The 14,867-nt window shown below is 59.3% G+C and carries 16 protein-coding genes and 1 pseudogene; 11 read left to right on the top strand and 6 right to left on the bottom strand.

Annotation, left to right across the window (positions count from 1 at the left end; all coding sequences use genetic code 11):
• Positions 1-332 precede the first annotated feature (332 nt).
• From glmS to DBIPINDM_RS01980, 5 genes are all read left to right on the top strand, one after another.
• Complete coding sequence (glmS, locus tag DBIPINDM_RS01960; RefSeq protein WP_258581184.1) at positions 333-2,159, top strand: glutamine--fructose-6-phosphate transaminase (isomerizing); 1,827 nt, start codon at positions 333-335, stop codon at positions 2,157-2,159.
• Between the two features lie 800 nt (positions 2,160-2,959).
• The gene (locus DBIPINDM_RS01965; RefSeq protein WP_258581185.1) at positions 2,960-3,325 is read left to right on the top strand and encodes a hypothetical protein; all 366 of its coding nucleotides are present in this window, start codon (positions 2,960-2,962) and stop codon (positions 3,323-3,325) included.
• Positions 3,326-3,726: 401 nt separating this feature from the next.
• Positions 3,727-4,077 (top strand): DUF2958 domain-containing protein, encoded by a 351-nt coding sequence (locus tag DBIPINDM_RS01970; RefSeq protein WP_258581186.1) that lies wholly within the window; start codon positions 3,727-3,729, stop codon positions 4,075-4,077.
• Positions 4,078-4,315: 238 nt separating this feature from the next.
• Positions 4,316-5,179, top strand: coding sequence for a tyrosine-type recombinase/integrase (locus DBIPINDM_RS01975; RefSeq protein ID WP_258580584.1), 864 nt, complete (start codon positions 4,316-4,318; stop codon positions 5,177-5,179).
• A 4-nt stretch (positions 5,180-5,183) separates the two neighbouring features.
• A complete protein-coding gene (locus tag DBIPINDM_RS01980) occupies positions 5,184-6,368 on the top strand; it encodes an IS91 family transposase (RefSeq protein WP_258580585.1) in 1,185 nt (394 codons plus the stop codon).
• 1,102 nt (positions 6,369-7,470) lie between these two features.
• Here the strand turns inward: DBIPINDM_RS01980 and DBIPINDM_RS01985 are convergent.
• Positions 7,471-8,085 carry a hypothetical protein gene (locus tag DBIPINDM_RS01985; protein ID WP_258581187.1) on the bottom strand — a complete coding sequence of 205 codons (615 nt, stop codon included), beginning with the start codon at positions 8,083-8,085 and terminating at the stop codon, positions 7,471-7,473.
• Positions 8,086-8,589: 504 nt separating this feature from the next.
• Here DBIPINDM_RS01985 and DBIPINDM_RS43550 point away from each other — a divergent pair.
• Positions 8,590-8,815 (top strand): annotated as a pseudogene (locus DBIPINDM_RS43550) (glutamine--fructose-6-phosphate aminotransferase); the annotation flags it as partial.
• A gap of 88 nt (positions 8,816-8,903) precedes the next feature.
• On the opposite strand, the gene DBIPINDM_RS01995 reads toward DBIPINDM_RS43550, so the two are convergent.
• The 5 genes from DBIPINDM_RS01995 to DBIPINDM_RS02015 form a co-directional block, all read right to left on the bottom strand.
• Positions 8,904-9,260 (bottom strand): type II toxin-antitoxin system RelE/ParE family toxin, encoded by a 357-nt coding sequence (locus tag DBIPINDM_RS01995; RefSeq protein WP_258581188.1) that lies wholly within the window; start codon positions 9,258-9,260, stop codon positions 8,904-8,906.
• A gap of 2 nt (positions 9,261-9,262) precedes the next feature.
• Entirely contained in the window at positions 9,263-9,523 is a 261-nt protein-coding gene (locus DBIPINDM_RS02000) for a ribbon-helix-helix domain-containing protein (protein ID WP_258581189.1), read from the bottom strand.
• 647 nt (positions 9,524-10,170) lie between these two features.
• Positions 10,171-10,425, bottom strand: a complete 255-nt coding sequence (locus DBIPINDM_RS02005; RefSeq protein ID WP_258581190.1) for a hypothetical protein — start codon at positions 10,423-10,425, stop codon at positions 10,171-10,173.
• Positions 10,426-10,461: 36 nt separating this feature from the next.
• Complete coding sequence (locus tag DBIPINDM_RS02010; protein ID WP_258581191.1) at positions 10,462-10,902, bottom strand: MucR family transcriptional regulator; 441 nt, start codon at positions 10,900-10,902, stop codon at positions 10,462-10,464.
• A 360-nt stretch (positions 10,903-11,262) separates the two neighbouring features.
• Positions 11,263-12,387 (bottom strand): IS630 family transposase, encoded by a 1,125-nt coding sequence (locus DBIPINDM_RS02015; RefSeq protein WP_258580779.1) that lies wholly within the window; start codon positions 12,385-12,387, stop codon positions 11,263-11,265.
• A gap of 42 nt (positions 12,388-12,429) precedes the next feature.
• Between DBIPINDM_RS02015 and DBIPINDM_RS02020 the strand changes: the two genes are divergently transcribed.
• From DBIPINDM_RS02020 to DBIPINDM_RS02040, 5 genes are all read left to right on the top strand, one after another.
• Positions 12,430-12,708 (top strand): LexA family protein, encoded by a 279-nt coding sequence (locus DBIPINDM_RS02020; RefSeq protein WP_258581105.1) that lies wholly within the window; start codon positions 12,430-12,432, stop codon positions 12,706-12,708.
• Positions 12,709-13,232: 524 nt separating this feature from the next.
• A complete protein-coding gene (locus DBIPINDM_RS02025) occupies positions 13,233-13,367 on the top strand; it encodes a DUF2958 domain-containing protein (protein WP_318036881.1) in 135 nt (44 codons plus the stop codon).
• 313 nt (positions 13,368-13,680) lie between these two features.
• Complete coding sequence (locus DBIPINDM_RS02030) at positions 13,681-14,184, top strand: hypothetical protein (protein ID WP_258581192.1); 504 nt, start codon at positions 13,681-13,683, stop codon at positions 14,182-14,184.
• A gap of 79 nt (positions 14,185-14,263) precedes the next feature.
• On the top strand, positions 14,264-14,509 hold the full coding sequence (locus DBIPINDM_RS02035; RefSeq protein WP_258581193.1) for a hypothetical protein: 246 nt from the start codon (positions 14,264-14,266) through the stop codon (positions 14,507-14,509).
• 173 nt (positions 14,510-14,682) lie between these two features.
• Positions 14,683-14,793 carry a DUF2958 domain-containing protein gene (locus tag DBIPINDM_RS02040; protein WP_258581194.1) on the top strand — a complete coding sequence of 37 codons (111 nt, stop codon included), beginning with the start codon at positions 14,683-14,685 and terminating at the stop codon, positions 14,791-14,793.
• Positions 14,794-14,867: the final 74 nt, after the last annotated feature.

Raw genomic sequence — 14,867 nt, forward strand, 5'->3', positions numbered from 1 at the left:
TTTGCTTTTGAGGTCCGACGTGAGGCGGCAGGCGACCGGCCAGTGCTGGACACCTCGATTTACCTGAACGAGCAGCGATAACCGGTGGAGTTTGATGGATGCGACGTTCAAGGGGCAATTTTCCGCAGTGCGGGCCGGTCAATTCGCCGGCGGCTGCCGATTTCACCGATTTGTCGTGATGCGGACGCAGTTCGCCCGTTGTGCCGGACGTAGCGCGTGAGGGTAGGCCAGATTGCTATGTCTGGCCCGCTCGGGAACCGGAAAAGCAGTCGTGCTAAGCCCGCGATCGCTACAGGCTTTACCACAAATGACATTTTTTTGAGGATCATAGTATGTGCGGCATTGTTGGAATTCTGGGTAAGCAAGCAGTTGCGGCGAAGGTGCTGGAAGCGTTGCGGCGGCTTGAATATCGCGGCTATGATTCGGCTGGCATTGCTACGCTGGAAGGCGGGCTGCTCACGCGCCGACGCGCCGAAGGCAAGCTAAGAAATCTCGAAGTTCGGCTCTCGATGGAACCGCTCGACGGGTTGATAGGTATCGGCCATACTCGATGGGCGACGCACGGTAAGCCCAACGAGACCAATGCCCATCCGCACGCGACTGCAAAGCTTGCAGTCGTTCACAACGGCATCATCGAGAATTTTCGGGAATTGCGCGCTGAATTGCAGGCGGACGGCTGTGTATTTGACACCGAGACCGACACCGAGATCGTCGCACATCTCGTCACACGCGAACTCGATCGCGGCAGAACCCCGTTCGAAGCGGTCGGAGCATCCCTGCCGCTGCTGCGTGGCGCTTTCGCGCTCGCCTTCCTATTCCAGGGCGAGGAAGATCTGCTCATTGGGGCACGCAGGGGCTCGCCACTGGCCGTCGGCATCGGCGACGGCGAGATGTATCTCGGGTCTGACGCGCTCGCGCTTGCGCCCTTCACCAGTCTCATCGCTTACCTGCAAGAGGGCGATTGGGTCGTTCTCAACCGTGAGGGCGCTACCTTCTATGACAAGGCCAATGCGCCGGTCGAACGTCGCGCCCAGCGTGTCGCCGCTGGTGCATTCCTGGTCGACAAAGGCAATCATCGGCATTTCATGGGAAAGGAAATCTACGAGCAGCCCGAAGTGGTCAGTCACACGCTGACGCAATATATCGACATGGTCACAGGCAGCGTCCGATTGCCCGTCGACATCGATATCGACTGGAAGGCCTTGATCCGCGTGTCGATTTCAGCCTGCGGCACCGCCTATTATGCCGGCTTGACCGCCAAATACTGGTTCGAGCACCTCGCGCGCCTGCCGGTCGAAATCGATGTTGCCTCCGAGTTCCGCTATCGCGAGGCACCTTTACCGGAAAACGGTCTTGCGCTTTTCATCTCGCAATCAGGCGAAACCGCTGACACCTTGGCGTGCCTGCGCTATGCGCAACGAGAGAAACAAACTGTCCTCTCGGTGGTCAACGTAGCAACCTCGACGATAGCGCGGGAGAGCCACTCGGTTGCACCCACGCTTGCAGGCCCCGAGATCGGAGTCGCCTCGACCAAGAGCTTTACCTGTCAGCTGACGGTGTTGGCTTGCCTCGCCGTCGCGGCAGCGCAAAGCCGCGGGAAGCTTTCCAAAGAGGACGCAACACGTCATGTCCAAAGCCTGATCGCGCTGCCTGGCCTTCTGGCAAAGGCGCTAGAACTGGAGCCGCAGATCGAGAAGCTGAGTCACACGCTCGCCAAGGCCCGCCACGCGCTTTATCTTGGTCGTGGGACAAGCTTCCCACTGGCCATGGAAGGCGCATTGAAGCTGAAGGAAATCAGCTACATTCATGCCGAAGGCTATCCGGCCGGCGAGCTCAAGCATGGTCCCATCGCGCTGATCGATGAGGACATGCCGGTCATCGTCATTGCCCCACATGACGCGCTCTTCGAGAAGACAGCCTCGAACATGCAAGAGGTTGCCGCGCGCGGCGGCCGCATCATTCTGATTACGGATTCGAGGGGCGCGGCCGAATGTGGCATTACTCCCGAAGCGACCATCATCATGCCTGTCATGGATTCGCTGTTTGCTTCGATTGTCTATGCGCTGCCGATCCAAATGATCGCCTACCATACGGCCGCATGCATGGGTTTAGACGTCGATCAGCCACGCAATCTTGCGAAGTCCGTTACCGTCGAGTGATTTTGGTAACCCCTGCTAGAAGAACAATGAATTGCCTTGCTTCGACCCTGGCCGTGGCGTCAGATGCAGTTCATTCGGACTTGTCGCGCATGCCAGAAAGCGGCCGAGGGTGAAGGGATGCGTTTTGGTCTGCTCGAGAAGCGTGGCGAGCGAATAGACCGCATAGTCCTGGTACAGCGACTGATGGATACGGCCGAACGATCGGCGGGTTTCGTCCTTGCTCTAGGCAGCATGTGCGGTGGCGCCGTCGATGCCCCTGCTCTCCCAAACCGGCCGTCCTTCCCCATAGGTCGCCATTTCGGCCGAAGACAGGTTCGCAAGGGCGTAGAGGCCTCAGACCATGTTGTCGACCTCTGCCATCTGCTTGACCGGTTTCGTGCCACGGCTGCGCATCTGCCCGAACGCCGGCTCGCCTCGATTGGACCTGCGAACTGCTATCCCGGGCCAAAGCATGGCGTGGATAATCCGATCCGACACGATCGTCGAGTGCTGGGACGAGATCATCCGTACGGCTCCCTCGATCATGCAACTGTAGCGCCGTCTATCACCCACAAGAGACTTGCCGTCTAGGCTCGGCCAGGGCCGCAGTGGCTACGTTTTCGGGCGACGGCTTGCTGAGAGCTGGGTTTCGGCGGTCCGTGACGAGCAGCCCTGCGCTCGTCGTCTATAACCGAGGGTTGTCGATGTCGTTTTCGGTCTAAATGCCGATACCGCGGCTTGGGACGTCCACTGTCATTCCTCCCTCCTGATTGCTGAAACGGATGGCGAATATGGTTGCGGGAGAACCGAGCGACGTGAGATTGAACAATCTCAACGGCCAATGGATTGTTCAGGTCGTCGAAAATGGCAAAGTAACTCGGCATTCATTCAACGCTAAAGCCGTTGCCGAGAGTTACGCCGAATTCCAGAGAGTTAGGCTTGGCCTGCCTGGAAAACCACCAATCTGGGAGGATACCCCAGTGGATGGGCACCCTGAGAGGCTTCGTGAAATACCAGACTTCATCATCAACGATGTTCTCGACCTCGCCGAGTATTCTGATCGCGGTATTGTCACTACCATAGTTGATGCACGCGGAGTTCGCCTCCGTCTCCACCTCACAGTCGTGACATCAGAATTGCTTTGCGAGCGAATTGCAACCGCGCTGGAGCGCCGGTACGCCGAATAGCGACCTAAGGCCAAGCTGCTTTGTTGTGATATATGCCAATATCCGTGATCACGCTATGCGGCGTCTGCCCAACTCTTCTTGGCCTATTCGCCTAGCTGTGACTTCTCAGGCTGTCCACCCGGTCGGGCCGAGGAAGCTGAGGTTGCGAACCTTCAGTGCCGCTCGGTCGAGAGCAACTTGTTCAAGCGGTGCTGGGCGCGCAGCTGCCGAAGGCCGCCGCACGCGTCTGCCTGGCGACTGTCCGCGTAGGTTACGCAGCATCGGACAGAGGGTGCGACCGCCTGCAGGACCGCTCGTCGCGACCGCACCGCCACAAAGGGGGTGGATGACATGGCCGATCAACCTACAGCGTGCCTCTTGATGGAAAGCAGGCTGAACGACAGGCTCTCTGGAGAGGCAAAATGATTCCGATCGCACAAATGGAAAAATTGCTCGAAAATGGCCGAGCCTCAGCAGAGCGCGGACGCTCTCTCGATCATTTCCCGGTCGTTCGAATTATTTCGCTGGACACGGGATCGGAGTGGCTGCTCTCCGAAAGATCGCCACACAACGACATGCTCGCCTTCGGTGCTTTCTTCCCCGGCGACGGCAGTGTACCGCTGATGGGTTGGGTATCAATCCCCGGGCTCATCTACAACCGCTCCAGGGCGGGCAGGCTGCTCGACTTCGATCCGGACTACCGCCCGTCCAGGCCGATCGGAGCGATAGCCCCCGAGGTCCGTTTCGTCGGCGAAATACCGTCGAAACCATAAGGAGAAGGGGCGGCTATGCCGGCACTTTCGCCGTGGCTCCGCCGACGGTGGACCCCTTCCTCCGGAGGCGTTCCCGTCCTTCGGACCCTTGGCCCTTTCGGAATCGCTGTCGGCAGACGACCGTTAGATGAGATTGAACTAAGCCGCTAGTCGCGGCAATTGGTGCCCGCTTTGAGAGACGCCTCCTGTCTGAGAGGATTTGGGTGTTGCAAACCCATCCTTCAGACAGGAGATCCAGATGGCTGAGATGAGCCCTCTGCGTCGCCGGATGATCGAGGACATGACAGTCCGCAATCTATCTCCGGCCACGCAGCAATCCTACCTTTATGCAGTCGCAAAGTTTAGCCGCTATTTTGGCCGATCGCCCGATCGGCTAGGCCTTGACGATATCCATGCCTTCCAGGTTCACCTCGTGTCGAAGGGCATTTCCTGGTCGGGATTGAACCAGATCGTCTGTGCACTCCGGTTCCTCTATGGCGTAACGCTCGGCCAGGATACAATCCCGGAGCATATTCCGTATGCGCGCGAGCCTCGCCGGTTGCCGGTTGTTCTTTCCAGCGACGAGGTCGTCGAATTTCTTCAAGCTGTCTCCAGCTTGAAGGCGCGGGTGGCTCTGACAACAGCTTATGCCGCCGGTCTCAGGGTCTCGGAGGTCTGTGGTCTTCGCGCCAACGATATCGACAGCTCAAGGATGGTGATCCACATCACGCGTGGCAAAGGCGGCAAAGCCCGCTACGTCATGCTGTCGCCGGAACTGCTCGGTATCCTGCGCAGCTATTGGCGCTTGGCGCGGCCCAAGGACATTCTGTTTCCTGGGCGCGATCCTGACAAGCCGATCGAGCCGTGGGTGCTGCATTCCGCCTGCCGTTCGGCGGTTACGGCGGCGGGTCTTTCCAAGCACGTCACCGTCCATACGCTGCGGCATTCCTTTGCCACTCACCTGCTCGAGAACGGGACCGATATCCGCATCATCCAGGTCCTGCTCGGCCACGCCCACCTCTCGACAACAGCGCGCTATACGCAGGTCTCCACTGACACGATCCGGTCGACGGCCAGTCCGCTCGATCGATTACGACTGGAGGTGACGCCGCCGGAATCGTAATCGGTTGCGCCCCACCTTCGAAGTCGCCGACATCTTTCGACGACATGGGAGCTCCTACAGGCGTGAGAACGCCGGCCATCTGGGCCGCGGCGAGCGACGCGTCATGGGCGCGATCGAAGCTTGCCGGACACCCAGGCTCGGCGGTCACGTCAATGCCTGCGACGATTGCGGCAGGACCCGCATCTCCTATAATTCCTGCCGCAATCGCCATTGCCCGAAGTGTCAAGGCGCGGCCCGCAAGGAGTGGGTCGATGCACGCGTCGCCGATCTGTTGCCGGTCCCGTACTTTCATGTGGTCTTCACGCTACCACCTGGCATCGCCGAGATCGCCTTTCACAACAAGGCGGTCGTCTATGCATTGCTGATGCGGATCGCAGCCCAGACGCTGCAGGCCGTTGCCGCCGACCCCAAGCGGCTGGGCGCCGAGATCGGCATCGTCGCCGTGCTTCACACCTGGGGCCAGGCCATGACCCATCATCCCCATGTCCATTGCGTCGTGCCCGGCGGCGGTCTCTCGCCCGGCAGGTCAAGATGGGTCGCTTGCCGGCCGGGCTTCTTTCTGCCCGTGCGCGTGCTGTCGCGCCTGTTTCGGCGGCTCTTTCTGACTGCCCTTGCCGACGTCTTCGCTCACGGTGAACTCCGCTTCTCCAACGAACTCAGCCATCTCAACGACGAGGCGTTCACCCGCCATCTCGCGCGTGCTCGCCGCGTCGAATGGGTTGTTTATTCGAAGCCACCGTTCGGCGGCCCTGACCAGGTGCTCGCCTATCTCGGCCGTTACACCCATCGTGTTGCCATCGCCAACAGCCGCATCGTCGAGGTCGATGACGGCCATGTTGCCTTCAGATGGAAGGATTACCGTGGCAATGGTCGGGACCGCGAGAAGATCATGCGCCTTGACCCGCGCGAGTTCATCCGGCGCTTTCTTCTTCACGTGCTTCCCGCCGGCTTCCACCGCATGCGTCACTTCGGCTTTCTCGCCAATAGCCACCGACGGGATCGGATCGGTCTCTGCAGGCAGCTCCTCGACCAGCCATCACCAGCAGGCGGGCAGCAGCAGGCCGGCAAATCACAGCACAGGCAGTCCTACGAATGCCCTGACTGCCGGCGTCCCATGCACAGGACAGGGATCACTGTTGCGCCTGTTTCGCCGCCCCGGCCATCATCTTTCTGGTGCGATACATCATGAACTCCGACAATCCGCACCCCCTCCGATATGCCCGCAAAACCAAGCGCCCCGCCTGCGCGCGACACCGCTTGGCCCTGGTCACACCGAAAGACCGACAGTGTGCATTGAGAGCGCAAAAATCGCCACCGATCGCCCGCCAAGCTGCTCGCGAAGGTCGCCGGATCAAGCCAAAATTCGGTCGTGCCACCGCTGCACGCGACGAATTCGCTATCGCCGTCAAACAGCGTGCCCTACTATCTCCATAACAGCGGCTAACAACCCGCGCCTTACTTCAATCCGGCTTATGTGAGGTCGCTCGAGCTCGCCGCGACGACCGATGCGACCTCACATAACCCTCCAGATTCCGCCTGCGTATCCAGCAATGACTGTATTTCCGTGTCGGTTTCGCCCTGCCGTTGGACATGATGGCCCATTCTCGCGGCAACGTGCGGCGGCAGTTCCAGCATCATCAGCCCGAACAGCCGAAGCATGAAGAATGATGTGCTATTGGTTGTAAATCATCATGCCCGAAGCCGACGAGAGAGCCGACGGATGCCGATCGACGACGACACGAACACAGAAAGCGTTTGGTCAATCCGCTACGGGCTCGCCCACGGGCTCGGGCAATCTCTCGGGGAGATCGTTGCCGGGATTGGTTTCAATCGGGCCTTCACAACCCATGCCTCGACAGGGCCCGTCAAAAACTTCTTGTCTCGAACGGGTCGAATTCTCGAACCGCGGGTACTCCGGTAGCTGTTGGGTTTGGTTGGCCTCGTCAATCGTGCAGGGGGCGTCACCGCGCATACCCGCTCCGTGCGTCCCCGCCGATCCGATAGCAACGTTCACCTTGACTTTGCCGAGTTCCTGGACCGCCTTCTACACAGTGTGGCCTGCGCCCCGGGCTATGGCTCCCGCGTCTTTGCGAACTTGATGCCAGCTGGGTCCGTGTCCCCAACCTCCGGCACGAGCGGCGCCTATAGGGCTCGCGATGCCGAAGGCGACGAGCATGATGATAAAGGCACGCGTGGACGCATCCTCCAGGATTGCCTCGGTTCCGCTTGGAACCTCACCTTTGCAACCCATGCCGCCGTGTAGCGTCCGCGCTTTGCCATTGCGGGGCGGTTCAAGAGTCTCGATTTTTTCTTCCTAGGACTCCTTCGCCAGGCGAAGAGCGAATTCCGAATGAAGCGTTTTCAGTCCCTGCTCGATCCTGCTTGCTTGGGTTGCGCTGGGTGTCATTCAGACGCACGATATCCTTGCTGCTGTCATCGGATTGTTGGCGGCAGACGATGCCATGCCAAACAGCGCCTTGCAGCGCCTCAGTGGCGGACTGGAAGGTCTGGTCGAGAAAACAGGCCAGACTCTTATGCACCATGTCCGTGGTCGGGTGCTTTCGGTGCGCTTCTTCAAGCTCAGCGACGACGAAGGCAGGGGCGTAATATCGGAACGGCAGCTTCTTTTCGTAGACCTTAAAGAACAGCTTTGCGCGCTCCCTTTCGAAATCATGGAGCGCGATATGGGCAATGCTGCCGATTTTCCGGGTCAAAACGCCGGGATTGTCGCTAGGGAGCAACCCACCGCCCGATCCAGAGCCAAAATCCGCTCTGAACGATGCCCGGGGGAAAAACGAACCAACCATGTTGCACCTCTGTAACGATGCGCCACCTACGCGGATGATGTGGGCATTGACGACGTAGGTTTCAATTCCGGCGAAATGATGCTTCGTGGGTTCGGTCAACCCGCCCCCCTGCGACCGCCTTGGAGGGCGGCACTGGCATAGTTCAAACCAGGCGCCGCCGCGGATCTTCGCCCGATCCGTTCGGGACGTTGCCGTCCTAACAATCCGGGCTAGCTGAGCCTTTTGCAGCAGCACGTTCACAGAGATCACGAGTATTTGATCGGCGGAGCGCATTCCCTCACGTGTTAAGCGAGCGGCGATCCGACGCGCGCAAGCCAACCACAAGTGACGTTGCGTAAAGACTCAGCTAGGTTTGGGTGCGCGGCGGACCTCTATCCCGCCGCTTGGCCGGCGCCATCAGGTAACCTCCCCCTGCTTGGCACCGGCCGTTTTTTTGCCTCGACAGCATCAGATGCGTGAAGCCTGGCCCTTGTCGTATCTCGGCATAGACCCCGGTTGCGAGGTGTCAAGACAAGGGAGCGCTTGGGCCGATGGCAGGCACAGGCTGCAGAAGTCGGACTATGGTCAGGGTTGCGCAGCTCGAGCGCGAGCAGCACTTGCTAAGAGGTCGCCGCGGGCGGCCGCCGCATCATTCTGTTTGCGGATTCGAGGGGCGCGGCTGAATGTGGCATTACGCCCGAGACAACCATCATCTTGCCGGAGATGAATCCGCTGTTTGCTTCGATTGTTCTATGCGCTGCCGATCCAAATGATCGCCTACCATACGGCCGCATGCATGGGTTTAGACGTCGATCAGCCACGCAATCTTGCGAAGTCCGTTACCGAGTAGATTTGGGTAGCCTTTCTCGCACCAGCGACCAAAAGCTGGATGCGGCCACCGGTGGCGCCAAATCGCGGCTTCGGGCCGACCGAGCCTGCTACGTGTCTTCGGATCGCGCTGCCAGGGCCTGGAGATCCTCGGCCAGCCGTACAGGCACATCCATTCGATCATGCAGGATGCTTATGACGCCGATCCGGTCACCGGTTAGCTTCCGAAAGAACACGTAATGCCGGCCGTGGTGGCTGAAATAGGCGTCCAGGTTCAAATCGGCCGAAATCGCCAGGTTGCCGGGGAGCTTTCGCCAGAGCGCAGGTGTTTCGGAAAGGGTCTGCAAGTGCTTATGCAGGTCGGTGATATAGCGGATGGCCTGCGCTTCGCCCCATTGCTCAACGGTATCATTCCAGATCCCGTCCTGCGCCGCGTCCGCTGGCGGGTAAAACAGGAACCCTGCCATGCCTAGAGGCTTCGGCTTTGGTTGCGCCGAATGACATCCTGGGCCGATACGGCCTTGAATTCGCTTTCGTCAGCCCTCAGGCCCGGCTCCAGCTGCCTTTTCAGCCAATCCCATGCTTCGTTGCGGGTCTGCAGATCGCGGCGAATCAGGGCGCGGATATATTCGCTCGCGTTTTCATAGAGGCCGTTCTCACCAATCTGCTGCTGGAGATGGGCCTGGAGTTGCCCGCCGACGCGGACATGAATGCTGTTGTCTGCGGCCATGAGCCAATTCCTTTTCGTCCTCCTGAATTATGGTGAGCGTCGCAAATATTGTCAATATTTGCTACAACTGGAAGGTAGCTCGGCCCGACCGGCGAACAAATCGCCCATGGCCCTCATTTTCATCGCTGGCCCTTTTTGAAGGCTTAAAGCGCGTCGGAGGGCTCTTTCAAAGCGATGCGCTTTAAGCACGAACGCTGCAGCTTTTGGTCAATCCCCTATCGGGCTCGCGATGCCGAAGGCGACGAGCATGATGGTAAAAGTACGCATGCCAAGGCCTCTACAATTCCATCCAGCAAGGCCTTGTTCTTAAGCTGCACTACCGACAAGTTGACGGAGACCCGCAAGCCAAAGGACTCCCTGAATTCGAAGATAGCAAAAAACGCGATGCTCCCTTAGGACATCGCCGACCTAACGTGATCCATGCTTTCGCAATTGTGGCGGTTGGCAATCGCGTTTTCTGTTTCGATGCCTGCTAGACTTGATTCCTAGATTTAAGCTCTATGAAATGCCATTCACTGTGATCCAGCGAGGCTCGGCGCCTCGGTCGCATCCGGGTGTAACGTCCGTCACGATGCTCAACGCCATCCTCGGGATGGCGTTGAGTGTCGAGGGCGATAGCCGTTCCGCGGCTTTCTTAATGCCGCCAACTAACTTGCGAGCTGCGTGCCTGGAGATTTACCGTCATTCAGCTTCGAGAAAACTGCAGACCAAAAGCGGTAGTCGCGATCGCGACCGTCGAAGTGTGCCGTCAAGGCGCAGTCGGCCGCGGCAGAAGCCGCGCTCGGCCCATAAACTTCGAGAGCGGCTTTGACCGCCTCATCCGGGTCGGCCAGATCCCAAAGGGTAACATCGTCACGGTCCGATGCATCGGCGCCGACATTATCCCGGTGATTTCTCAGCATGCCAAAAAAGCTCCCCCTGGCCTTGATGGCCTTGCATCAGGCCTTCGCCTTGCGTTTCGCCGCAGGTTTCTTGACTGGAGTTGCCTTCCTTCCCAAGCCCAGCGACTTTGCCAAAGCCGATCGGGTCGCCGAATAACTTGGCGCAACCATGGGATAGTCTTTCGGCAAACCCCATCTCGCCCGGTATTCATCAGGCGTCAGCCCATGACTGGTCGCAAGATGGCGCTTAAGCGACTTGTATTTCCTACCGTCCTCAAGGCTGATGATATAATCCGGAAACACTGACTTTTTGGGGTTGACTGCCGGCGTCGGGGCGGGTTCTGCGATGGGAGCTGACGCACCAATATTAGACAGTGCCGAATTCACGCTCGCAATCAAATCGGGCAATACAGAGACTGGCACCGCGTTTTTCTGGACATAGGCGGCAACGATATCTGCAGTAAGTTCAATCATATTATTGCTTGGTTCCCCGGGCATCGACGTGCTCCTTCAATCATCACATCCTCATATCCGTCAAAGAGACGATATGCCACCAACCTATGCCACTCGCACTTTCCCCGATCAAGCCGGATATTTGGCATTTCTGTATGACGCAGGGTTACAACGAACTTTCGTTTGGTAACAAAGCGTATCCACGCCAAACCAGCCTCCCGATTGGTGCTGGGCCAAAGGATGTTGAAATGTCCTCAATCGAAGATGGTCTAGGGGGTGTCAAAGTTCGGCTCGAGATTATGCGAAGCGGCATATCATGGAGTGTAGAACGCAAAATACTAATAAAGCCGTCGCTGTTGCTACAGAAATCCCCTAGTCGGATCGCCTAGTGTCGCGTCGCGGTGATTATGACTCTTTGAGAGATGGCGTGGGATAGGATTTTGCCATCTTCGCTCGGGCCTGCTGTGTGGAGAACATCCAGCGGATGCGGGCGCCACTTTCGGTGCGGCGGCGTTCCCAGGTCCGGATCTCTGTTTCAAGGAGGTCGCGGCTAGCGATGCGGCGATCAAGACATTGGCGGCGCATAACGCCGATTTCGATCTCGACGATGTTGAGCCAACTGGCGTGCCTGGGTGTGTAGTGGAACTCCAGGCGTCGCAAGATCCGACGCGCCTCGACTGCTGGAAAGGTCTGATAGACAGCGGAGGCCGTGTGGGTTGATAGGTTATCCATCACGACGCGGACCTTGTCGGCGCCGGGATAGTCCACGTCGACCAGGTCGCGCATGCAGACGGCGAAGTCCTCGTTTGCGCGCCGGTCGGTGACCTTGACCCTGCGCCACGACCGGTTGGCGTCGACCATGACAAAGAGGTTGGCCGTGCCGTTACGCTTGTACTCGGAGTCGTAGCGGTATCGCTTTCCGGGTTTCGGCACGATGGGCACGCGCACCTCGCCGATGAGCTGGATCGGACTTTCATCGAAGCAGACCACCGGTCGCTTGGGATCATGCGGCTCGGCATAGAGATCGAGGAGATCCTCCATGCGGGCGATGTACTCCCCATCGATATTGGCGATGCACCACATCTTCTGTTGCCAGGGCTTCAGATCGTTGTCGTTCAACCGCCGGCGGACGGTGTCGCGTGAGACGCTCGGGTGTTCCATCACTTCGACCAGGGCGTTGGCCAGAAGCTTCAAAGTCCACCGGGCGCATCCCTGCGGCGGATCAGAACAGGCCAGCGCCACCAGTTGCACCTCCTGCTTGCCGCTTAGTTTGCGAGCCGCCCCCGGACGCGGCCCTTCACTGAGGGCGGCCTCCAGGCTGATCTCCACAAAGCGCTTCTTGGTGCGGTAGATGGTCGAGTCGCTGGTCTGCACCGAGATGGCGATGGCCTCGTCGGCGACCCCGGCGTCGGCGGCCAGCAGGATCTGCATCCGCTTGAGCCGCCGCACCGGCAGTTTACCCCCGCTCACCAAAGCACGCAGCTCGTCTCGTTCGGATTGGCTGAGTTCGACCCGATATCGTATGTTCATTCCCAAAGCCCTTCTTGGTGGAAGAGCCTAGGTGAATCTACAATGAATCAATTGCTTGACCGAAAGACGCCGGCGCCGACAGTACGGTTCACCGCCAAACAAGGCCAGTACCTCGCCTTCATCTGGGCCTATTCGCAGATCAATCGCCGCGCTCCGGCGGAGGCGGACTTCCAGCGCTACTTCAGGGTCACCGCACCGTCAGTCCATCAGATGCTCAAGACCCTCAACCAACTCGGCTTGATCGACAAGCAGCCCGGTGTCGCTCGCAGCATCCAGTTGCTCGTCCCGCCACAGGACCTGCCCATTCTCGGCGTAGACTAACCCGTCACAATCACTGCGACGGTACACTAGCTAACTGACACGTGGTTCGACGAAGCCAACGAAGAAAAGATGGCGCCGGTATTGGGTTCGATCCGTCGGAGGAGCCACTCGGGCCTGAACGCGGGTCGCAGCCATCTCGAACGATCCTGACCACGGGACCCAAAGGAGCCCTTCCCAGCCTATAGCTAGATTGAAGGACGCGGAATCCCTCGATCGCGCCAACCACTACCCAGCCTACTGGACTCCAGAACGAAAAGCGGGCGCGGCTCAAGCAACTGGCGAGGAAACAGGATGGGCGCGCCTCGGCATGACAGACCTTGACTGCCTGATCTGCTTTGGCACCGGCGCCGTCTCCCAGTGCGCGCGCAATGGAAGCGTTCCGCGGGTCAATGCTGCCCTACTGGAACATAGGAAGCGCTCGATCCGGCGCCGTCGACAGACCCGTGCAACCTGTCCGAGCGTCGCACTGCAGGGCATGAAGCACCTTAGGCTTCTGCGATCTCGGCTTCCCCGAATTCCGCAGCGTGTCGATCGCAGAGCTGGAATCGGTGCGCGGCCCTTTCGGGCTTGGTATCCAGCGCGATATCCACTGGACGGCTGCCAAGAAGCTATCCGCTTACGCCGACGACGCGCGTAGGCTCGGCCGCATCAGCGTGTAGCTGACGCCGAAAAAGCCCGGAGCGCAACACTCCGGGCTTTCTGTGGTCGTCCAAATGACATCGCGATGCCGGGCAGGGGCCTGGCATCGTCTTTAGGAGAAAAGTTCAAGACTCTTGAAACGCCCTGCGTCGGCGCAATGCCGCCGCTAGAAAAGAAGCATGGATTGCTTAGGCGAGGTTCCGAACGGAACCGGGGCAATCCTGAGGAGCTTCGAAGCGTACCCTTTCCATCATGCTTACCGCTTATCAGACGGCTTTGGCTTCCTTCGCTCATGGGCAATGACGCCAACGCAGCAGAGAGAGGAGAATCGAAATGAATCGTCATCTTAAGAAGTACACCGCCGCTGGGATCTTCGTGCTGAGCATGACCAGCTTTCTGCCCGCTGCGCACGCGGCGGACTGGTGGAGCAGGAATGTCGCTCCCGTCGGCAGGGGGATCAACAAAACGTTCAACTCCATTGTGAAGAACCCGGGGGAGATCCTCCCCGTCTGCTGGGGCTCGCCGCAGAAGTGCCGCAGCGAGAACATGCCTGGAGACGCTAAGACCTCGCCGGTTGCGGACTCGGACAGCGCGACCTCGATCTGCGTGCAGCCCGACGGGCAGGGCGGCGCAATTGCCTGGTTCTACCCCTTCCGGCCCGCGCAGTATCAGCAGAACGGCACCGTAACGGTTACCAATCTACGGCAGTGCGAAGAGCGCACGATCTCTGGTCCCGTCCTGCCTGATAACAAGCTCACCATTGCTCCGACGGGCTGGACGGAGACCGTTTTCGCCAACGGAACGAAATTCTGGATGATGCGCGGGCGCATCCTCTGACCAGCCATTGCGCCTGGCTCGCGCACATCGCGAGCCAGGCGAAGGCTGTCCTTTCCCTCGAAATTATCAGGAGAACACAATGCGCTATTTCATTCTCACCGTCGGCTTCATCGTTGGGCTCCCCGTTATCTCGGCCGAGGCTCAGAACCACACCGACAATCCCCCGGCTCATGGGCAGTACATTTCGCCCTGCCAGGATGGCAATAGCTGCAACACGATGAATGTTGGCTCGCTTGGCGGTAAGCCGGGGCCGAACCCGGTGCCGGGCGGCTACCCCGGCGTCCCGTCCACCGTTGCGCCACCCCCGCCTCCATCACAGAAGTAGGCGTCGGCCTCGTCGATGCCTGAGCGGAAATTGCCCCTCCAACGGCCTCATCTCCTCGATCATAAAAGGTGGTCGAGGAGACCAGTTTGAGGCAATGCTATCAACGGATGGCTCTGGGGCAATTTCCCGGCCATACCAAGCTTTGCGCTGCAATTTAACAAGAGCCGGAGTCGGTGCGCGGCCCTTTCGGGCTTGGCATCGAGCGCTACATCCACTGGACGGCTACCAAGAAGCTATCCGTTTGGGCCGACGACGCCCGTAGGCTCGGCCGCATCAATGTGTAGCCGATGGCGCAGATCTGGGTTGCTAGGCATCGCCCTAGGAGCCGGCTACTCTGCCATTGTGCCACAGCGCACCG

The organism is Mesorhizobium sp. AR02 (assembly GCF_024746835.1).
In the GTDB taxonomy this organism is placed as follows: domain Bacteria; phylum Pseudomonadota; class Alphaproteobacteria; order Rhizobiales; family Rhizobiaceae; genus Mesorhizobium.